The organism is Methylopila sp. 73B (assembly GCF_000526315.1).
Lineage (GTDB): Bacteria > Pseudomonadota > Alphaproteobacteria > Rhizobiales > Methylopilaceae > Methylopila.
This window is the reverse complement of sequence record NZ_JAFV01000001.1, coordinates 15,300-35,988: the sequence shown is the minus strand read 5'-3', so window position 1 is coordinate 35,988 and position 20,689 is coordinate 15,300. Positions and strand designations below refer to the sequence as shown.

The window sequence follows — 20,689 nt, the reverse complement described above, 5'->3', positions numbered from 1 at the left end:
GCCGTCGTGGATATCCCGCGGCTTACGGCGCGAGATACTTCTTCCACTCCGGGTTGTCCGGCGGGAGGAACTGCCGGTTCGGGGCTTTCTTGGTCATGTCGACGCCGATGCTCGTGAGGAACTGCGGCTCGGTCATGCCGAGATCGGAGACCAACTCGAGCGTGTGGTCCTCCTTCACCTTGAACAGGTAGGTGTGCATGGCGGCGTGATGCTGCTTGCCGCGCATGATCCAGGGGCCGCCCGGCGCGTCGGGCAGCGAGATGTCGCTCTCGAGAGCGGCGATCGTCTTCTCGGTGTCGGTGCTTCCGGCCTTTTTCCAGGCCTCGCCCATCGCCTTGACGGCTACGTAGCCGAAGGCGGCGTGCTCGTTCACGTAGGGCGTGCTCGGGAACATCGCCCGGATCTTGGCGACGAACGCCTTGCTCGCCTCACCCGGGACGTCCTCGATGTACCCCGGCGGGACGTAGAGGTTCGCGAGCGACGGCGGCGCGAAGCGCTTGTGCTCGTAGCCGTCCGAGATCGTGACGTTCGACCACACCGGCGTCTTCAGACCCGCGGCCTGGGCCTGCGGGTAAAACTGCACCTGGTCGGCGCCGACAAGGCAGTGCACCTGGAAGTCCGGCTTCACGCCCTTGATCTTGTCGATCGTGGCCTGCCACTGCGAGACGCCGAAGGGGAAGTACTCCTCCATCTCGATCTTGCCGCCGGCGAGACCGGCCGCGACGCGCACCCATTGGCCGATGGCGCGGCAGAAATTGTAATCGGCGCCGATGAAGGTCATGCGCGGGCCGATTTTCTCAACCATGTACTCGATCGCCGGCAACACCTGCTGCTCCGGCGTCGGTCCGGCGAAGAACGAATAGTGGTCGGCGATGCCACCTTCGCCTTGGTTGTTGTGCCAGTAGATCGTCTTGTTGCGGACGACCTCCTTGCGCGCGGCCTCGCGCTCGGCGCCGGTGTAGCCGGCCATGATGACGTCGGCCTCGTTCTCGAACACGCAGCGCTGCGCCATCTCCTGGTAGCGCTTCACGTCCGACTGGCCGTCGTAGGAGATCAGGTCGATCAGCTTCTTCTTGCCGTCGACCTCGATGCCGCCGGCGTCGTTGATCTCCTTGACCGCGAGCTTGTAGCCGTAGGTCTTCGGCGTCGACATGATGGAGAAGTCGCCGGACAGGTCGTCGATCGTGCAGACCGTGATCTTGTCCTTCGCGGAGGCGGGCGTCGCCACAGCAGCCCCGCCCACGATCGATAGCACAAACAATGATGAAGCAAGACTGCTTCTGATGGCGGCTCTCACCTGTGGGGCTCCTTCTGCTCCGAAAGGCGCGATGACTTTCGGCGAGAGCCTAGGCGCGGGCCCCGGCCGCCGGCAGCTACCCGAAAAGGGAAGATGCGCGGCTGCTCGGGGCGACGCTTAATCGACCGAGACGCGGGGCGGCGGCGGTTGGACCGCCCACCCCGTACCGACCCCTCGCTCCCGGAGATGACCCATGTCAGCCAAGTGGGCGCCGCCGCCGCTTCCGAAGTCCGTCGTCCCGTCGGAGGCCTTCGACGTGGGCGAGCCGGAGAAGGTTGGCGCGATCGATTTTGCGGACGACGAGATCGAGATCAACGTCGGGCGACCGACGATCGAGCTGGTGCTGGTCAACACCGGGGACCGGCCGATCCAGATCGGCGCGCACTATCACATCGCCGAATGCAACAAGGCGATGGCCTTCGACCGCGAGGCCGCCTTCGGCATGCGGCTCGATATTCCGAGCGGAACGGCGGTGCGCTTCGAGCCGGGCCAGAGCCGCAAGGTGCAGCTCACTGGCTACGCCGGGCGGCACGTCGCCTTCGGCATGAACAACATGACCAACGGCACGGTGCGGTCCGAGATCATCAAGGACCTCACCATGCAGAAGCTCAAAGCCCACGGCTACTGCTTCGAGGGCGAGCGCTACAAGGTGCGCGACCGGCCCGACGCGCGGTTTACGCCCAAGGGCGGCGGCAAGGCCGCCGGCAAGACCTCGAAGACGTCCTGACCCATCTGCGGCCCCGCGAGCTGGATAGAGCCCCATGAGCATGAAGATCTCGCGCCCGGACTACGCGGCGCAGTACGGACCGACGACGGGCGACAAGATTCACCTGGCCGACACCGGCCTCGTCGCCGAGATCGAGCACGACTACACGACCTACGGCGACGAGCTCGTCTTCGGCGGCGGCAAGACCATCCGCGACGGCATGGGACAGGCGTCGAAGTGGAAGGCGAGCGACGGCGCGCTCGATCTCGTCGTCACCAACGCGGTGATCATCGATCCGATCCTCGGCGTGGTGAAGGGCGACATCGGCGTCAAGGACGGCCTGATCGTCGGCGTCGGCAAGTCCGGCAACCCCGACACCATGAACGTGACGCCCGGCCTGATCGTCTCGCCCAACACCGACATCCTGTCGGTCGAGGGCATGATCGTGACGCCGGGCTTCGTCGACATTCACCCGCACTTCGACAGCGTGCAGCAGCTCTACGAATACCAGAACTCGGGCTTCACCACGGTGATCGGCGGCGGCTCGGGGCCGAAGACGGTCGGCATCGAGTGCCCGGGCGTGTTCAACCTGCACCGCATGCTGGAGGCGATGGCGGACATCCCGCTCAACTTCGGCAACTTCGGCAAGGGCAACGCGGCGACTAAGGGCGCGCTCGCGGAGCAGATCGTCATCGGCGGCGCCACCGGACTCAAGATCCACGAGGACTGGTCGTCGTCGCCGGCGTCGATCGAGACCTGCATGGATCTCGCGGACGAGCTCGACTTCCAGGTGCAGGTGCACGCCGACACGCTGAACGAGACCGGCTACTACGAAGACACGCTCGCCGCCATCAACGGCCGTGTCATGCACATCTACCACGCCGAGGGCGCCGGCGGCGGCAACGCGCCGGACATCATGCGCTGCGTGATGGAGCCGAACTGTCTGCCGAGCTCGACGAACCCGACCAACCCGTTCTCGATCAACACCTACGACGAAGAAATCGACATGCTGATCACATGTCACAACCTCAACAAGAGTGTGCCGACCGACATGGCCTTCATCCAGGGCCGGGCGCGCGCCGAGACCATGCGCGCGGAGGACGTGCTGCACGACCTCGGCGCCATCAGCATGATCGGCTCTGACAGCCAGGGCGTCGGCCGCGCCGCGGAAAGCGCCCAGCGCGCGTTCCAGCTCGCGGCGGTCAACAAGGTGCGGTTCGGCCGCCTGCCAGAGGACGGCGCGGGCAACGACAACTTCCGCATCCGGCGCTACCTCTCCAAGGTCACGATCAACCCGGCGATCACCTTCGGCGTGGATTCCTACGTCGGTTCGATCACGCCCGGAAAGCTCGCCGACCTCGTGTTCTGGCGGCCGAAGATGTTCATCGCGAAGCCCGAGACGACGGTGAAGGGCGGCTTCATCACCCATGCGGTGATGGGCGACCCCGCGGGCTCGTTAATGACCTGCCAGCCGCTGAAGTACCGGCCGCAGTACGGTTCGCTCGGCGCCAATCCGGCCCGCCTGAGCTACTCGTTCGTGACCAGGGCGGCGCTCGACGCGGGCCTCGACAAGCGGCTGCGCACGCACCAGACGCTGATGCCGGTGAAGCGCACCCGCACGATCTCCAAGCGCGACATGCATCTCAACAACCTGATGCCGAACATCGAGATCGACCCTGAAACCTACAACGTCTATGTCGACGGCCAGCGGATCACGGTGAAGCCGGCCAAAACCCTGCCGCTCACTCAGCTGTATTACTTCCGATGAGCACGACCGCCGGGATCGTCACCACCATCCTCGGCCGCCTGGGCGAACTGCCGCGAGCTATCGTGGTGGACCCGCTCGACCTTACCTCCGAGGAGCGGGCGAGCGCGCATTTCAGCGCGGTCACCGAGGGCGGCCGCAAGCTGCGTGTGTCGCTGCGGCGCGGGACCGAACTGCAGGACGGCGACGTGCTGCTGCGCGAGGGCGACCTCGCCGTCGCGGTGCGCGCCGCGCCCGAAGATCTGCTTTGGCTTCGACCGGCCGGGAACGTGCTGGAGTGGTGGGCCGCCTGCTACCAGCTCGGCAACCTGCACCGCCCCGCCCGCTTCCTGCGCGACGGCGTGCTGACCCCGCGCGACCCGATGGTCCGCCAGATCCTCGCCGGCATGGACGTCCAGATCGAGGAGGTGACGCAGCCCTTCGTCGGCCGCCGCTTCGGGGCCGCCGGCGCGCATCACCATCACCCCCACGACGACCATCGCCACCACCACGATCACGGCCACAGCCATGCGAACGGCCACGATCATTCCCATGGCTGAGCGCCGAGGCGCCGACTTCCGCCCGCAGGGCAACGGCGGCGACCGGCTGCTCGCGCTGCTGCAGCTCGCCAACGCCTCGTTTCCGACCGGAGCCTTCACCCACTCCTACGGCTTCGAGACCTGGATCTCGGACGACGCGGTGGCGAACGCCCCCGAGGCCGAGCGCCGCTGCCGGGATTGGCTGCGTTTCGGCGTCGCGACCGGCGACGCCGTCGCCGTGGCTCAGGCTTACCGGGCGGCGCTCGACGGCGACGCCGCGCGGCTGGCGGAACTCGACGGGCTGTGCGGCGCGCTGAAGCTCGGCCGCGAGACCAAGGCCGCGTCCACCATGACCGGCCGCGCGCTGCTCGCCGCCTGCCGCGACGTGTTCGAGCTCGAGGGCATGCTCCGCTACGGCGCGATGATGGCGCAGGGCGGCTGCGCGGGCCACCACGCGGTCGTCTATGGGATCGCGGGCGCGGGTCTCGCGCTGGGCGAAGCCGAGACCGTCACAAGCTATCTCTGGAGCGCGCTGTCGAACCTCGTCGCGGTCAACCAGCGGCTCGTGCCGCTCGGCCAGGTCGACGCCCAGCGGATCGTCGCGGGCGCAGCGCCGCTGATCGACGCCTGCGCGGAGATCGCCCGTTCCCGCCGGCTCGAGGCCATGTGCTCGACCTACGCTGCGCTCGACGTCGCCGCGATGCGCCACGAACGGCTGCCGTCGCGGCTCTGCATCTCCTGATTCCCCCTATCTCTTGATCCCAAGCCGAAGGAGCGTCTTGATGAGAAAGCCCGTCCGGATCGGCATCGGAGGCCCTGTGGGGTCCGGCAAGACCGCGCTGCTGGTGCAGCTCTGCCGCGCCATGGGGCCGACGCGCTCGATCGCTGTCATCACCAACGACATCTTCACCCGCGAGGACGCGGAGTTCGTCGTCCGCTCGGGCGCGATCGACCCTGCGCGCGTGGTCGGCGTCGAGACCGGCGGCTGCCCGCACACCGCGATCCGCGAGGACGTCTCGATGAACATGGTGGCGGTCGAAGACCTGACCCGGCGCTTCCGCGACCTTGAGATCATCTTCATCGAGAGCGGCGGCGACAATCTGGCCGCGACCTTCAGCCCGGAGCTCGCCGACAGCCATATCTATGTGATCGACGTCGGCGAGGGCGAGAAGATCCCGCGGAAAGGCGGCCCTGGCGTCACCCGTTCGCCGCTGCTGATCATCAACAAGATCGACATCGCGCAGTACGTCGGGTCCGATCTGGGCGTCATGGAGCGAGACGCGAAGAAGCAGCGCGGGGCGAAGCCGTTCCTGTTCACCGACATGAAGAGCGGCAAGGGCCTCGACGAGGTCGTCGCCTGGATCGAGAACGACGTGCTGTTCGAAGAGGAAGCCGCCTGATGGCCGCCGTCGTCCTCCCGCACGAAGACTGGATCGTCGGCAAGCATGCGCTGATGAACCTGCGCGCCGTGCGCCGCCGCGGCCGCACCGAGATCGACCCGCGCTCCTGGCGCATCCCCTACCAATGGCAGGGCTGCCACTATCAGGATCACGACGACCAGCCGTTCCTGCTGCTCATCAACGCCGGCGGGGGCTTCGTCGAAGGCGACGTGGCGGAGCTGCACGGCACGCTCGAACCCGAGACGCGGGCGCTGATCACGACGACGGCGGCGAGCAAGTTCTACAAATGCCCAGACGGCGCGACTTCGCGCGAGCTGGTCGCGATCGAGGTCGGCGACGGCGCGACGCTGGAATACTGCCCCGACGAGTCGATCCCTTTCGCGCGGTCGCGCGTCCAGCGCCGGACGCACATAGCGCTCGCCCCGGACGCGCGGCTGTTCGCGACCGACATGATCGCGGCGGGCCGCATCCATCACGGCGCCGGTGAGGCCTTCGCCTTCGAGGCGCTCGACTCCGAGTTCAAGGTCACGGTGGACGACCGTACGCTGCTGCTCGACCGCCTGATCGCCGATGGGCCGGACGAGGTGGGAGCTCTTCGCCGACTATGGGGGGGGGCGAGCCACGCCGCAACCGTCGTCGCCTATGCGCAGGACCTGCCGGCCGGGCTGGAGGAGGACATCGAGGCTCGCCTCGCAACGACCGCTGCGACCGCAGCGGGGGCGAGCCGGGCTGGAAACTTCATCGTATGCCGCATTCTGGCGGACGAGGCCTGGGCGTGCCACGAGGCCGTGTTCGCGTGCTGGACGGCGCTCCGTCCGGCCATCGCCGGCAAGCCCGCCCGTCCGATCCGGAAGTGCTGATCTCCGGCTTTGCTGTTCCTCCGACGGCGCTCCCCCGCCGAAGGAACAGCATGATGTCCGGCGTCTCAGCCCAAACGCAGGCTGCGAGGCTACGAAGCAGATGATACGGGCTAGACTAGCCGGGCGGTCACTTCGCCCCCCATTCGACCCGGGCGCGAAGGCCGCCGGCCGAAGCTTGCTTCCCGAGGCCGCGGCGAGGTCGCGCGTGATCGCGATGCCGAGGCCTGTGCCATGCGCGGCCTCGTCCCAACGTCTCCCCTGAATGACCGCGAGCATCTCGGACGGCCCATGTCCGCCACGCGATACTGTTGCGCTGAGGAACATCGGCGGCGTCGAGGTCTTGGAGGGCATTCGACCCCAGAAGCCGTGATCCACGCGCCATCCGGCATCCGAATTCGGGCGGCCGAATGAAGACTGCTTCTGTCGCGTCGCCGAATGGCTGCGGGTTTATGATCCCGGCGAGGGGCCGCCTCTAGGAGGAGGCCATGCACCAGCCCGACTTGTTCCGCTTACCCGAGAAGCCATGGAACGCCGGTCGTCTCATCGGACCCAAAGCGCCGCTGAAGCCGAAGCACATCTGGGCGATCCGCCAGCAGTTGAAGACCAACGCTCAGGTCCGCGACCTTGCGATGTTCAACTGCGCCCTCAACGCGAAGCTTCGCGGATGTGACCTCGTCAAACTCCGGATCAGCGACGTGGCCATGGGCGGATCGATCCGCCTGAGGTCGACGGTCATGCAGCAGAAGACCTGGTCTTGCCCCGGACTCTGGTCCGGGCAGGATGCGACCTTTCGGGCGTATTGAGCTTGGTGAGCGAAGGCGTTGGGCGTCAAGTGCCCAAGGCCGAGTGGGGTCGTTCGGTGTTGTAGTCGATCCTCCAGGCTTCGATCCGGTCACGGGCGTCGGGTAGCGACAGGAACCAGCTTGCGTTGAGGCATTCGGCCCGGATGCGGGCGTTAAACGCTTCGATGAAGGCGTTGTCGGTCGGCGTTCCAGGCCTTGAGAAGTCGAGCTCGACGCCGTTGAGGTAGGCCCACTGGTCGAGCAACCGGCCAGCGAACTCCGGTCCGTTGTCGACCCTGATCGTCTTCGGCTCGGCCCGCGTTCGACTGCGAGCCGGTCGAGAACCTCCACGACGTGGAAGGCTCTGAAGTTCGCTCTTGGAACCGTTGCGAGCCCCTCGCGCGAACAGCAGTCCAAGATGGTCAGCAGCCGGAACGGCCGGCCGTCGAAGAGCGCGTCGGACATGAAGTCCATCGCCCAGACGTCGTTCGGCTCCGTGATATCCGGGCGTCCGATCCGGTAGCGCCAGCCCGCTTGCGTCGGGGCAGCTTTGTGCGGATCGACAGCCCTTCTTCGCTGTAGAGCCTGTAGACACGCTTGTGGTTCACCGCCCAGCCCTCCCGGCGTAGCAGGACGTGAAGGCGGCGATAGCCGTAGCGGACTCGAACCGCGGCCAGGTCCTTCAACCGGATCCGCAGGGCTGTCTGAGGATCACGCTTCGACCGGTCGCGTTGCGACGACCGTTCGAAGCCGGTGGCGACGCAGGCCCGCCGCTCGCTGATGTCGTAGGCCGCTCGAAGATGAGCAACGAGATCGCGACGCATGACGGGCCTCAGAACTTTTTTCTCAGCACGTCTTGAAGCATCGACTTGTCGAGCGAGAGATCGGCGACCAGGCGCTTCAGCTTGGCGTTCTCCTCCTCGAGCTGCTTCAGCCTCCGGATCTCGACGACGCCCATGCCGGCGAACTGCTTCTTCCACCGGTAGAACGTCGCCTCCGAGACGCCGAGCTTGCGGCAGATCTCTTCGACCAACGTGCCGTTCTCAGCCTGCCTCAGGGCGAAGGCGATCTGCTCGTCCGAATACCGTTTGCGTTTCATGGCATCCCCCTCCTGCAGGGATCAGGATGCCCGAAAAAATCGCGCTCAAACCGGACCAGTTCTGAGGGTCAGGACCAGAGAGGATAGACTTTTCGGCGGCGCGGGAAACGACACATACGTCATCGACACGGCATCAGACTTTGTTTTTGAAGAGGTCGGCGATGGCGTGGACACGGTGCGCACATCTGTCAGCTATGACCTCGCGGCCTGGGTCGAGAACCTCGTTCTCATCGGGGAGCAGTCCATCGACGCACGCGGAAACGAACTATCGAACCGGCTAACGGGCAACGCAGCGGCGAACGTCCTTGATGGCGCGGCTGGCGCCGACACGCTGATCGGCGGCTCGGGCGACGACGTCTACATCATTGACGATCGAGGCGACCTATCCAAAGAAGTCGCCGGCGGAGGCGTCGATACCGTCGAGGCCTCGCTTTCGTGGTCACTCGGCGCTCATCTCGAAAACCTCATCCTGACTGGCAACGCTGCGCTCAACGGCTACGGCAACGCGCTCTCGAACCAGATCGTTGGAAATGCAGGCTCCAATGTTCTCGATGGCAAGCCGGCGCCGACACTCTGATTGGCGGCGCAGGCGACGACATTTACGTCCTCGACAACGCGGGCGACCTGGTGACTGAGTTCGCAGGCGAAGGCGTCGACACCGTTCGGGCTTTAGTGAGCTACACTCTCACGGCGAACGTTGAGAACCTCGTGCTTAGTGGCGGCGAGGCTCTCAAGGGTTACGGCAACGCTCTCGCAAACCGCCTCGCGGGCAACGCCGCGGACAACGTGCTGGACGGCCGCGAGGGCGCGGACATCATGCGCGGCGGGGCTGGCGACGACACCTATCGCGTCGACGACACGGGCGACGTCGTCGCCGAGAGCGCGAACGGCGGGTTCGACACGGTCCGGTCGGGCGTCACCTACACGCTATCCGGGAACGTCGAGAAACTCGTGCTGACGGGCGACGGCGACCTGTCAGGTACGGGCAACGCGCTCGCGAACGAGCTTTTCGGAAACGCCGGCGCCAACCGGCTCGCCGGCAAGCTCGGCGCCGATAGGCTTACGGGCGGGGGCGGCGAAGACGTGTTCGTGTTCGACACTGCGCTCGGCGCGAGCAATGTCGACGCCGTCACCGACTTCGCGTCCGGCGTCGACGGGATCGAGCTGTCGGCCTTGGTCTTCCGCGGGCTTGCGTCCGGTTCGCTTACGGCGGACGCGTTTGCGCTTGGCCGCGTTGCGACAGATCTCGACGACCGCATTCTCTACGACCGGACGACGGGTGGCCTGTTCTTTGATCGCGATGGGTCGGCCGACGTCTACAGCGCCGTCCAGTTCGCCACTCTGACGCACCGGCCGGCGATCGAAGCTGCGGACTTCGAGGTGGCCTGACGGTCCATTAGAGCGGCGACCTCCGCGTTGGAGCTCTCCGCTCTCCGGCCGGTTAGGCCGCCTTCGCGGCGGTCTTGCGGCCCCGATTGGCGGGAGCCCGCGCCGCGGCGGCGACCGCGCTCCGCTCCCCCCAGCTCGAGCACGCTGATCAATCCGTCAGGGCCATATCGTGGGGCAACTTGGCCGTGCGAACTTCATGCTCCTAGACACGCTCGGTCACCTGCTCTCGCGGGTGCGGTGGGCGGCTTTTGTCAACGTCAAACATGCTGGCAGAGCGAAGGTCTGCTCTGGGAAGAGATTGCATGTCCGCTGTTGGCGCCTAGCGGCGGTAGGGACTTATTTTCGCGTGGTAGGCCTTCGCAAAGTTCGCTTTGTCTTGCCCGCGTTCAGCGGCTTGTCAGACGCGCGCGTTGCTCCCCGCACCAAACGACGATGCGCAGCTCGATGATTATTTTATCGGGTGGGTTGCGATCAGCCATGGATCACGATGAGCGGCCCAAGGCGCGTCACGCCGAGACCAAGAGATTGTTTCAGAAATTCAAGCGAGGCGTCCGTGTCGGCGATGGCGATCGTGCCGCTTACTCGCCGCTGCGCCAAGACGCCGCCGGCAATGAGGATCCGGCCGGAGAAGTGGCGGTCCATCTCCTCGATCACATAAGCCAGTGGCGCGTCGTCCACGACAAGCCGTCCTCGCCGCCACGCCAGTGCGAGATCGCCGTCCGTGGCCCGTCTGTGGACTTTTGGCGTCTCGTGGTCGATCACGGCCTGCTCGTTCTGCCCGATGCGGATCGGACCGGCCGCGCCGTCTTCGATCTCGACCCGGACGGCGTTATGCGTCACCGTAACATCTGTCTCGGTCTCGCCTCGGCGCACGTCGAAGGCCGTGCCGAGGGCTGTCACGCGGACCTGTCCAGCCTCCACGGTGAAGGGACGGGCGGCGTCCGGCGCGACGTCGAAGAACGCCTGCCCTCGCAGAAGCCGTACGGTACGACGGCTGTCGTTGTAGTCTTCAGCGATGGCGGACGAGGCGTTGAGCTGCACGGTCGTGCCGTCGGCGAGCGTCAGCGTCGGCGAGATTTCGGTCCCGGCGATCGCATCCGCGCGAAGCCGCATCGGCCCGTCCAGACCCACAAAAAGAGAGCCGGAGAGGAACAGGGCGAGAGCGACGGCCACGATTGGCTTGATCCGCGGACGGGAATCGGTCCTGAACTCCCGCAGCGCCTGATCCGACCCGATGGCCATGGGCGCTTCAACCATGAGACGCTCCGCGATCTCATAGACGCGCCGCCCATCGGGGTTCGCCTCGAGCCAACGCATGAAGTCGGCGTCGTCCGTTCCGGCCCGCCCGCCTTCGCGATGTTTCAGAGCCCAGCCGGAGGCCTCATCGTACAGTTTTCGCTGCGAGCGCGTCGCGCGACTGTCCCCCATCGGGTCCGCCTCTCGTCTTTCGCTCTCATTCTTAAACACGAGCGAACGGCCGCTCCTGGGACGTTCGAAGGAGCGCTGGCGCCGAACGCCGGACGGCTGAAATCAGCGGCTCCATGACCAGACGGCCAACTCGATCTCTACCGCCACCAGCCGCTCCAGACAATGCGACAGCGCCTGCCGCAGATGACGGTCGACCATGTTGCGGGTGATATTCAGTCGAGCGGCGATGTCGTCTGCCGTCAGTCCGTGGAAACGGTGAAGGATGAACACCGCGCGCCGGCGCGCCGGCAGTTCGGTGATGGCGTCGCGCAGGATCGCGATGCGCGCCTCGACCTCCAGCATGCGTTCCGGCGAGGCGTCTTCGGCGACAGACGAGGCCTCGTGTTCGCCGCCCGAAAACAGCGCCGCCTCGAAACGTTCGCGGCGAAAGCGGTCGATGCCCAGATTGGCCGCCGCACGGCAGAGGTAGACTTTGAGGGACCGCTTGTCGCGAAGCACGTCCGGCTGCGCCGCGAGCTTGAGATACAGGTCGTGCACGACGTCGAAGGCGTTGGCGCCGCTTCGGCGCGCCGCCGCGGCGACAAGCTCGTTGTAATAATCCTCGATCGCCCGATTCAGCAGGTCGGCGCCGTCGAGGTCGCTCAGGCGGGGCGCTGAGCCCGTCAGGATTGGCATGGCTTCGTCATCGTGCGCGGGCTGTCGCAGCTACAGGCCGCCGCCCGTCTGCGCCATGCATACTGACGTTCAAGCAAAAATCTTGCAAGAACAATGACTTAGAACAAGTCTAGATCAGTGAGCCAGAGCGGGCGGTGCAAAACTGCGGCGCGGTGGCGGCCGTTGATTTCGCTCAATTTTCGGCGGCAGGCCGGCCGCGCGAGCGGAAGCAGCCCAAAGCGCCAAACCCGCGACGCGTGGCCACGCTGCAACAGGCGGTCAAAGCGACCCGGCCGCGGACGAAGCTCATCCCGCGCCGCGCGCTCCAAGCCTTTGGCTCTAGTCTTCAACGCAGATACCGTTCTACGTCGTCGAGCACACGGTGCGCCGAAGCGACGCCGTGGAAGCCCATCCAGGTTGCGCGGTCGACACGATAAACCCGGCCGGCCCGCACGGCTGGAAGCATCTTCCACAACGGGTTGGAGAACGTTGCCGCCGCAAGCCTGTCGTCCTGCGACGGATCATATCCGCTCACCACCACCACAAGCAGCACGTCTCCTTGGAGGCCTGCGAGTTGCTCCCATCCCGGGCGCTTTACGACCGTCTGGTCCGTCGTGGTCTCGTAGGGCGTCCGTTTCACCCCCGCGTCCCGCAGGACGGCATAGGGCGCATAGGCTGCGGGGCCGTCGAGATAGACCTGAAAGCCAGAAGGCGCGACCCGGACCACCGAGACCGCGCCGTCGCGCGCGCTGGCTTTTATCGCAGCGGCCCGCGCCTCGTACGCGCCGAGAGCGGCTTCGGCCTGCTCCGTTCGGCCCACGAGGCTGGCCAAGATGCGAAAATGCTGCTTCCAGTCGATCGGATCAATCAGGATCGTCGGAGCGATGCGCGCCGCCGCGCCCTCGATCTTCGCGTGCAGGTAGGAACTCCCGACGATCAGATCCGGCGACAGCGCCGCAATCCGTTCGAGGCTGGGCTCAAGCGGGAGGCCTACGTCAGCCACGCCGACGCGCTCCGCCTCTTTCCGGACACCGTCGTCCTGAATGCCGATCAGCGGCGCAGCGACCGGCGGCATGCCGAGTTCAAACAGCATCCCAAGAGTGAGCCACGGATCTAGCGCGACGATCCGCACCGGCGTGGCGGGGACACAGACCGGCGCGCCGAGCACATCGCGCGCCACTAGCCTCCCGTTGCAGGCGGCGAAGGCCGGCGACGCCCAAAGGAGGCAGAACGTCAGTACCGCTGTGATCTTCAGAGGTCGTCCTTCCGCGCGCATTGGACAGTCGAGGCGGAGCTATGCGGCTCCGCCTCCTTCGACGTCAGAACTTCATCTTGACGTTCATGCCGACCGACCGGCGCTGCCCGAGTTGCGCGTAGCGCGGAGACGCGTCACGCTCGACGAAGGTGAGGTAGCGTTTGTCGAGCAGGTTCTCCGCGAAGACGTTGATTTCCCAGTTGTCTTTCCGGTAGCCGGCCTGGGTGTTGACGATGATGCGGGAATCGACCCGGTCGGGCGGGCCGACGTCGAGGCGGCCGAGGTAGCTCGACGTGTACTTTGCGTCGCCGCCCACGTAGACGCCGTTCTCGAACTGGTAGCGGCCGCCGAAGCCGAGGGACCATTCCGGCGCCTCCGGGAACGGCTTTCCGGATAGGTCGCCGTAGCTCGCGTGCGTGAAGTCCTCGAACTTGGTGTTCAGGTACCCAAGCGACGCGTAGACGCTGAGCTGTTCGCTGACCTTGAAGGTTGGCTCGATCTCGAACCCCCAGGACCGCGACGAGGCGGCGTTCACCGTCTGGCGGCGCCACGGCTCGCTCGCCTTGGGCATGACCTCGATCTGTTGATCCTTGTACTGCGTGAAGAACAGATTCATGTTGAGCGTCAGCCGATCGTCGAGAAAACGGCCTTTGTAGAACAGCTCATAGTTCCTCGCTCTTTCCGGGTCGTAATATCTGGATTCCTGTGTCTCGGAATCGAGATAATAACCGCCGGTGCGGAAGCCTTCCGCATAGACCACACCGACCTTGTGGCCTTCGGCGACGTCCTTCGACAGGCCGATCTTCGGCACGAAGTTGACTTCGTCAAATGCGGCGCGATCGTCGTAGGGGACGGGCGTTCCACCGTAGGGATAGGTGTTGGCGCCTGTCTGGACCGTCTTCTCGCGCAGGTAGTCCACGCGGCCGCCCAGCGTGACGTGCCAGGTGGGAAGAAACTCGTAGGTCGCCTCGCCGAAGGCCGCGAGGTTGGTCGTCTTGCGATCGAAGTCCTCGGCGAGCTCGAGATACGGCACGATGGCGGCGCCGAACACGGAATCGTAGTGCTGGTAGCTGCCGAACACGCCGGCGACCCATTTCAGGCGATCATGCTCGTAGTTGAGGCGGAGCTCCTGGGAAAACAGGGTGTCCTTGACCATGCCGTCGATGCCGTCGGCGAGGCCCTCGGTCCCCGTGTCGATGGAAAGCCGGCGCGTCCGTCCGTAGTTCAGGCCAGACTGCGACGTCAGCTTGAGGGCGTCCGTGATCTCGTGGGACGCCTCGAGGCCGAGATTGTGCACCTTGATCTGCCGGAACTCGGCGTAGGTGGGGAAGGCCTGCCAGTCGCCGCGCTCGTCATCGAGATCGAAGCCGGCCCCGGCGCCGATCAACCGCTCGTTCGGGCGGTCGTTCGAGAAGGAGTAGCTGAGGATCGCCCGGGTTCCCGGCAGCTCCTTCGGCTCGAAAAGAACCTTGGCCCTGATGCTCTGGCTGATCTCCGTCCGGAAATCGTCGTAATTCTTGAAGTGTCGGTAGCTCGGATAGTCGACCGTGGTCTTGCCGCGCTCGAAGGCGCCGGCGATGCGGACCGCGATCTGGTCCTGGACGACCGGCGTGTTGAGCACGAAGGCCGACCCGATCGTCGCGTTGTTGCCGACGGTCGCGGAGACCTCGCCGCCGGGCTGGAACGTCGGGTCCTTCGTGCGCACGTAGATCGCGCCGGCGGTGGCGGCCCGGCCGCTCAGCGTCGTCTGCGGGCCACGATAGACCTCGACCTGCTCCGCGTCCCAAAGGTTGCGCGCTCCGAAACGCGCGCTGTAGCGGGTCTGGAGGATGCCGTCCACGTAGAGCGAACCCAACGGCGCGCCGGCCGGTGTGAAGCCTTCCGAGCTCATGCCGCGGATGACGAAGCCGGAACTCGCGAAGGCCGCGTCCATGACGTTGCCGAGGCGTCGGTACGACTCCTGGAGGTTGCGGATCTGGCCGTCCGCGATGTCATCCGCCGTCACCACGCCGACGCTCGCGCTGGTGTCCTGAAGGTTGGTCGTGGTCTTGGCGCCGTAGACCGTGATCGGCTCGAGGACGATGGCGTCCTCGCCCGTCTCCCCGCTCGCGGCCACCGGGGCCGGCGTGCCCTCGGTGGTGAGCACGACCCTGTCCACGGCGGCGAAACTCGCGCGCAGCCCGGTCCCCGCGAGCAGGGCGGACAGCGCCTGCTCGGCCGTCAGCTGGCCGCTCACGCCGGGGGTCGTCCTGCCTTGCGTCAACTGGGCGTCGAAAAGGATCAGCAGTTTCGCCTGCGCGGCGAGCCGGTTGAGGGCCTGCGTCAACGGGCCTGCGGGGATGGCGACGGTCTCCGCTCCGGCGCGCGTCGGCGCTTCCGCGCGAGCGGCGGACGGAGGACCCATCGTGGTCGCGAGGAGCGCGCCAGCCAGGGCGACGAGCCGCCGCCCTCCCGCTCTCTTCGACATCGATCGCGTCGGCGTCTTCGCAGACATGAAACCCCCCGGTTCGTGCGGCCCCCGCGGCGCCGCCGTCTGATCCTGCGAGCGGCGTTTGTTCGATCCGCTCATCAGGTTCACGATCGGAAGGCCGCCTTTGGGATATCGGACCAAATTTTATTGCGTCCGAGGCGCGCCCGCCGCCAATTCGCTGCCGTTTGGCTAAGCGGACCGCAAGGAACGGGGCGGCTCTTCGAGGAACGCCCCAACGTCTCGCGGCTCCTTGCGCGCCTGGTTGTGCAGCGGCTGCTACCGTCGAACCCGCGTAAAAGGGCATGGCGTTTGTTCAAGTAACGGCGTATGCGACGATCGTTTCCGTTTCCGTTGTGAACGATGACATCGATACCGATGAGTGCTGAAAGCGCGCAGGCGTCTCGTTGTCCGCTTGACGCCTTGATACAAGAGCTGTCGTGGCGGGACGTTCCCGCCCCGGTCAGTATTGGCCCGTTGGAGGGCGAATGGACGCCCGCGTCTGCTCTTTGGGGAGACGACCGTGAAGGCCGGCCGAGCCTACCGGGTCTCCTCACGCGATTGGGCGCGGTTTGGGGAAATCGCGTCCGCCAATCGCGTGCTCGACGATATCGAGACGCATCTTCTGCCGCCCCGCTGAAGTGACCTCCGCGACGAGTCCCGCTCAGGTCGCCGGCCGTGGGCGCGTTCCGCCCGCCCTGAACCTGCTTGCGCTGGCGGGCCTCACGGCCGCGGCGGCGCTCGCCGGTCTGTGCTTCGGGGACGCCATCACCTCGCCCGCCGAGGCGCTGCGGCTCCTCTTCCAACCTGACGGCTCCTACGCGCAGGTCGTGGTCTCGACCGTGCGGCTGCCGCGGGTCGTGGCCGCGGCGCTCGCAGGCTCGGCGCTCGCGGTCGCCGGCGCGATCATGCAGGGCGTCACCCAGAACCCGCTCGCGTCGCCCGGCCTGCTCGGGATCAATTCCGGCGCGGCGCTGGGGGTGACGGTCGCGGCGGCGCTCTACGGCGCCGGGACCAACACCGCCTTCGCGGGCGCCGCCGCGCTCGGAGCGGGCCTGGCGGCGGTCGCGGTCTACGCCCTCGCCTCCGCCGGCCGCGGCGGCGCATCGCCTCTGAAACTCACCCTGGCCGGCGCCATCTTCGGCGCGTTCCTGACATCGCTCACCACCGCGATCCTGATCATTGACGCCCAGACCCTTGACCAGATCAGGCTTTGGACGGCGGGCAGCGTGGCTAACCGTCCGCTCTCGCTTTCCTTCGCCGTGGCGCCTTGGATCCTCGGCGGGCTCGCCGCCTCGATCGCGCTCGCCCGGCCGATCAACGCGCTTGGATTGGGGAAGGACGTCGCGGCGGGCCTCGGGCAGAACGCCGCGCTCAGCCGCGCGGCCGCCGCGGTCACGGTTGCGGCGCTTGCAGGCGGCGCGGTGGCGCTCGCGGGGCCGATCGGCTTCGTGGGCCTCGTGACCCCGCATGTGGCGCGAACGCTCGTGGGAGCGGACAACCGCTGGATCATGCCCTATTGCGCGGTCGGCGGCGCCCTGCTGCTGCTGCTCGCGGACCTCGTGTCAAGACTCGTCGCGCCGTCCAGCGAGCTCCCTGTCGGCGTCACCATGGCGCTGATCGGCTGCCCATTCTTCATCCATCTCGCCCGCGCGCGGATCCGCCGGTGAGCCGCGCGCCGACGCTCCGCACGCCGCGCGCCCTAGGTCTCGGCTCGGCGCTCGTCGCGGTGCTGCTGGGGCTTGCGTTTCTGGCCGTCCTGCTCGGCGATGAGCATGTCGGGGCGCTGAACGCGCTGAGGGCGCTCGCGGGACTTCCGGGCGACCCCGTCGCGGAGATCATCGTCCTGGAGCTTCGCCTGCCGCGAACGCTCGCCGCGGCGCTGGTGGGAGCCGCGCTCGGGCTGTCCGGCGCGCTGATGCAGACGGTGGCGCGAAACCCGTTGGCGGACCCCGGCGTCCTGGGCGTCAACGCAGGAGCGGCGCTCGGCGCCACGCTGGTGATCGTGGCGTTCCGGGAGGCGCCGGCCTGGGCGCTGCCCTTCGCGGGCTTCGCCGGCGCAGGCAGCGCCGCCGCGATCGTCTACGCCGCCGCCTGGAAGGACGGGCTAGCGCCGCTGCGGATGGTGCTGGTCGGCGTCGGCGTCGCGGCGCTCGCCAGCGCGGGCGTCACGCTGCTGTCGGCCTTCGCGCGGATCGAAGACGCGCAGCGCGCGCTGCTGTGGCTCACGGGAAGCCTCTACGCCGCCGACTGGCGCACCGTTTCGGCGCTCGGCGCCTCGATCGTCGGCCCCGTCGCGGTCGCCGCAGCTCTGGCGCGCCGCTTCGATGTCCTGACCCTGGGCGACGACCACGCGACGGCGGTCGGGCTCGGCGTAAACGCCACGCGCGGCCTGGCGATCTTCGTCAGCGTAGCGCTCGCGGGCGGCTCGGTCGCGGCGGCGGGCACGATCGGCTTCGTCGGGCTGATGGCGCCCCACGCCGCGCGACGGCTCGTCGGGCCGCTTCACGGGGCGGCGCTCCCCGTCACCGCGCTGTGCGGGGCGATCCTCCTGCTGGCCGCGGACCTCGTCGGCCGGATGGCGCTGGCGCCGGTCCAGTTGCCGGCCGGCCTCGTCACCGCCCTGATCGGGGGGCCGTTCTTCCTTTACCTGATGTGGAGGCGCCGCAATGGTTGAAGCCGCTGCCCCCCTGCTGCAGTCCCTCGACCTGACGCTCGGCTACGGTGACAGACCGGTGGTGAACGGCGTCGATCTGACCGTGCCGCGAGGGGCGTTCACAGCCCTGATCGGGCCGAACGGCAGCGGGAAGTCCACTCTGCTCCGCGGACTGTGCCGCCTGCTCCGTCCGACCTCCGGCCAGGTGCTGCTCGACGGCGCCGACATTCACCGGCTGCCCACCCGCGACGTCGCGCGCCGCATCGGCGTACTGCCCCAGGGCCCGACCGCGCCCGAGGGCCTCACCGTCCGAGAGCTCGTTGCGATGGGGCGCTATCCGCACCAGAGCCCGCTCGGGCGCTGGAGCGACGCCGACGAAGCGGCGTGCCGCCATGCGATGGAGCTGACCGGGCTGGAGCCGCTCGGCGAACGCCTTCTCGACACTCTGTCCGGCGGGCAGCGGCAGCGCGCTTGGATCGCCATGGCGCTCGCCCAGCAGACCGAGGCCCTGCTCCTCGACGAGCCGACGACGTTCCTCGACCTCGCGCATCAGATCGAGGTTCTGGACCTCCTGACGGATCTGGTGATCGACCGAGCTGCGACCGTGGTCGCGGTGCTTCACGAGATCAACCAGGCCGCCCGCTACGCCGACCATATCGTGATGCTGAAAGACGGCGCGATCCATGCCGAAGGCGCGCCGGAAGACGTGCTGACGTCCGACAATGTGAACGCCGTTTTCGGTCTCCAGAACCGGATCTTCCTTGATCCCGACACCGGGTCGATCTTCGTAGCGCCCCTCGGCGCACGTCGTCGGCGACTGGTCTGCCCCTGAGAAGCGGTCCTCCCTGAGGTATGGCTTTTGGCCATGTGGCGGACTGAACGATGCCGAGGAAGAGGCATACGGCTGAAGAGATCGTCGCGAAGCTGCGGCAGATGGAAGTTCTGACGGCGCAGGGCGTCCGGTCGCGGAAGCGATCAGGTCGATCGGGCGTGACGGAGGTCACGTTCTATCGCTGGCGGGCTGAGTATGGCGGCCTGAAGGGCGACCAGAGCCTGCCCCGGACTTGATCCGGGGTGAAGCGCCTGCAGGAGCTCGAGGCTGAGAACGCCCGGCTGCGGCGAGCGGTGTCGGACCTTACGCTCGATAAGATGATCCTGGCGGAGGCGGCGCGGGGAAACTGATCAGCCCCGCCCGCTGCCGCGACTGCGTGGATCGCGTAGTGAGCGAGCTCGGCGTCACGGAGCGCCGAGCCTGTCTGATTCTGGGACAGCAGCGCTCGACGCAACGCAAGGTCCCGACGAGGCCCGACGATGAGGCGGCGTGGACCGCTGACATCGTCGCGCTCGCGACCCGATACGCCGCTACGGCTACCGGCGGATTGCGACCTTGCTGCGCTCCGCTGGCTGGGTCGTGAACCTGAAGCGGGTCGAGCGGATCTGGCGACGGGAGGGGCTGAAGGTCCCCGCGAAGCAGCCCAAGCGCGGCCGGCTGTGGTTCAATGACGGCTCGTGCGTGCGGCTGCGGCCGGAACGTCCCGACCACGTCTGGTCTTACGACTCCGTCGAGGACCGGACCCACGACGGCCGCAAGTTCAGGATGCCTGGCGACAAACGCTGCGCGTTTGCGCCGACGTGATCGATGAGTTCACGCGAGAATGCCTGGCGATCCAGATCGGTCGGAGGCTCAGCTCCACCGACGTCATTGACGTGCTGGACGCTAGCCTACGCTTTTGAATGCTCAGACGCGCGCTCGTAAGCCGTCACAGTGTCCTCTGCATTGGACCGCATCGCAGAGAGGATGGCGCCATCTCCGCTGCCGGGAACATCGCGCCATGATCCCCCCGCCGGCCGTCTCGCGGGTCGTGATCGCCGACGTCACCGAGACCGTGATCGAGGGCGGCGCGCCGACCGCGGCGACGATCGCAGCGGAGGCGGCGACGCGCTGTTCGTCGCGACCGACGTCGCCTCGCCGGAGGCCGTCGAGGCGCTCATCGCGGAGACCGTCGCTCGGTTCGGCCGCATCGACGTGCTGGTCAACAACGCCTGCGTCCGCCACCAACAGCCCTTGCTCGAGCTGGACCTCGCTGCGTGGAACCGGCTGCTCGCGGTGAACCTCACCGGCGGATTCCTCTGCTGCCGGTCGGCGGTCCGGCGGATGGTGAAGCAGGAGCCCTACGGCGAGGCGCGAGGCCGGATCGTCAACCTGTCGTCGCAGCACGGCATGATCGCCGCCCGGGCGACCTCGGCTACGGCGTCACCAAAGCGGCTGTCGACTACATGACCAAACAGATCGCGGCCGACTATGCGGCGCAAGGAATCGTCTGCAACGCGGTGGCGCCGGGCAAGTGGAGTGGCGCCCTTGGCGCGGACGGATTGAGCTTCGGGAATTGACCGGGAGCCGGGCTTTCAGAGG

Annotated in this window: 17 protein-coding genes and 3 pseudogenes; 14 read left to right on the top strand and 6 right to left on the bottom strand. The window is 67.1% G+C overall.

The features are described 5' to 3' along the window. Positions 1 to 22: 22 nt before the first annotated feature. Positions 23 to 1,228 (bottom strand): ABC transporter substrate-binding protein, encoded by a 1,206-nt coding sequence (locus K244_RS0100165; protein WP_020188321.1) that lies wholly within the window; start codon positions 1,226 to 1,228, stop codon positions 23 to 25. A 262-nt stretch (positions 1,229 to 1,490) separates the two neighbouring features. Between K244_RS0100165 and K244_RS22920 the strand changes: the two genes are divergently transcribed. The 7 genes from K244_RS22920 to K244_RS0100130 all read left to right on the top strand — a co-directional run bounded on the left by K244_RS22920 (position 1,491) and on the right by K244_RS0100130 (position 7,349). Beyond that, a complete protein-coding gene (locus tag K244_RS22920; RefSeq protein WP_020188320.1) occupies positions 1,491 to 2,024 on the top strand; it encodes an urease subunit beta in 534 nt (177 codons plus the stop codon). A 34-nt stretch (positions 2,025 to 2,058) separates the two neighbouring features. After that, entirely contained in the window at positions 2,059 to 3,771 is a 1,713-nt protein-coding gene (gene ureC, locus K244_RS0100155; protein WP_020188319.1) for an urease subunit alpha, read from the top strand. Then, on the top strand, positions 3,768 to 4,307 hold the full coding sequence (locus K244_RS22445; protein ID WP_020188318.1) for an urease accessory protein UreE: 540 nt from the start codon (positions 3,768 to 3,770) through the stop codon (positions 4,305 to 4,307). The genes ureC and K244_RS22445 overlap by 4 nt, the downstream gene beginning before the upstream one ends. Beyond that, positions 4,300 to 5,028, top strand: a complete 729-nt coding sequence (locus K244_RS0100145) for an urease accessory UreF family protein (protein ID WP_020188317.1) — start codon at positions 4,300 to 4,302, stop codon at positions 5,026 to 5,028. Before K244_RS22445 ends, K244_RS0100145 begins: the two co-directional genes overlap by 8 nt. A gap of 40 nt (positions 5,029 to 5,068) precedes the next feature. Next, positions 5,069 to 5,686, top strand: a complete 618-nt coding sequence (gene ureG / locus K244_RS0100140) for an urease accessory protein UreG (RefSeq protein WP_020188316.1) — start codon at positions 5,069 to 5,071, stop codon at positions 5,684 to 5,686. Beyond that, on the top strand, positions 5,686 to 6,546 hold the full coding sequence (locus K244_RS0100135) for an urease accessory protein UreD (protein ID WP_020188315.1): 861 nt from the start codon (positions 5,686 to 5,688) through the stop codon (positions 6,544 to 6,546). Before ureG ends, K244_RS0100135 begins: the two co-directional genes overlap by 1 nt. Positions 6,547 to 7,031: 485 nt before the next feature. Beyond that, on the top strand, positions 7,032 to 7,349 hold the full coding sequence (locus K244_RS0100130; RefSeq protein WP_020188314.1) for a hypothetical protein: 318 nt from the start codon (positions 7,032 to 7,034) through the stop codon (positions 7,347 to 7,349). On the opposite strand, the pseudogene K244_RS22915 reads toward K244_RS0100130, so the two are convergent. Next, positions 7,346 to 8,427, bottom strand: a pseudogene (locus tag K244_RS22915) (IS3 family transposase); the annotation flags it as partial. The gene K244_RS0100130 and the pseudogene K244_RS22915 sit on opposite strands and share 4 nt — an antisense overlap. A gap of 166 nt (positions 8,428 to 8,593) precedes the next feature. Here K244_RS22915 and K244_RS23810 point away from each other — a divergent pair. Further along, a complete protein-coding gene (locus tag K244_RS23810; protein ID WP_051459984.1) occupies positions 8,594 to 9,004 on the top strand; it encodes a hypothetical protein in 411 nt (136 codons plus the stop codon). A gap of 50 nt (positions 9,005 to 9,054) precedes the next feature. Further along, positions 9,055 to 9,816, top strand: a complete 762-nt coding sequence (locus tag K244_RS21140; RefSeq protein WP_197027130.1) for a calcium-binding protein — start codon at positions 9,055 to 9,057, stop codon at positions 9,814 to 9,816. A 471-nt stretch (positions 9,817 to 10,287) separates the two neighbouring features. Here K244_RS21140 and K244_RS0100110 read toward each other — a convergent pair whose 3' ends face one another. The 4 genes from K244_RS0100110 to K244_RS0100095 all read right to left on the bottom strand — a co-directional run bounded on the left by K244_RS0100110 (position 10,288) and on the right by K244_RS0100095 (position 15,620). Continuing rightward, positions 10,288 to 11,244 (bottom strand): FecR family protein, encoded by a 957-nt coding sequence (locus K244_RS0100110; protein WP_020188310.1) that lies wholly within the window; start codon positions 11,242 to 11,244, stop codon positions 10,288 to 10,290. Positions 11,245 to 11,346: 102 nt separating this feature from the next. After that, on the bottom strand, positions 11,347 to 11,919 hold the full coding sequence (locus K244_RS0100105) for a sigma-70 family RNA polymerase sigma factor (protein ID WP_020188309.1): 573 nt from the start codon (positions 11,917 to 11,919) through the stop codon (positions 11,347 to 11,349). A 325-nt stretch (positions 11,920 to 12,244) separates the two neighbouring features. Then, positions 12,245 to 13,078: an iron-siderophore ABC transporter substrate-binding protein gene (locus K244_RS0100100; protein ID WP_020188308.1), complete on the bottom strand. Its 834-nt coding sequence runs from the start codon at positions 13,076 to 13,078 to the stop codon at positions 12,245 to 12,247. 139 nt (positions 13,079 to 13,217) lie between these two features. Continuing rightward, complete coding sequence (locus K244_RS0100095) at positions 13,218 to 15,620, bottom strand: TonB-dependent receptor (RefSeq protein WP_036305861.1); 2,403 nt, start codon at positions 15,618 to 15,620, stop codon at positions 13,218 to 13,220. A gap of 641 nt (positions 15,621 to 16,261) precedes the next feature. Between K244_RS0100095 and K244_RS0100090 the strand changes: the two genes are divergently transcribed. From K244_RS0100090 to K244_RS21125, 5 genes and pseudogenes are all read left to right on the top strand, one after another. Continuing rightward, complete coding sequence (locus tag K244_RS0100090; RefSeq protein WP_020188306.1) at positions 16,262 to 17,290, top strand: iron ABC transporter permease; 1,029 nt, start codon at positions 16,262 to 16,264, stop codon at positions 17,288 to 17,290. After that, a complete protein-coding gene (locus K244_RS0100085; protein ID WP_020188305.1) occupies positions 17,287 to 18,297 on the top strand; it encodes an iron ABC transporter permease in 1,011 nt (336 codons plus the stop codon). The genes K244_RS0100090 and K244_RS0100085 overlap by 4 nt, the downstream gene beginning before the upstream one ends. After that, positions 18,290 to 19,108: an ABC transporter ATP-binding protein gene (locus K244_RS0100080; protein WP_020188304.1), complete on the top strand. Its 819-nt coding sequence runs from the start codon at positions 18,290 to 18,292 to the stop codon at positions 19,106 to 19,108. The genes K244_RS0100085 and K244_RS0100080 overlap by 8 nt, the downstream gene beginning before the upstream one ends. Before the next feature lie 50 nt (positions 19,109 to 19,158). After that, a pseudogene (locus K244_RS22910) lies at positions 19,159 to 19,989 on the top strand (IS3 family transposase); the annotation flags it as partial. Positions 19,990 to 20,074: 85 nt separating this feature from the next. Continuing rightward, a pseudogene (locus K244_RS21125) lies at positions 20,075 to 20,619 on the top strand (SDR family oxidoreductase); the annotation flags it as partial. Positions 20,620 to 20,689: the final 70 nt, after the last annotated feature.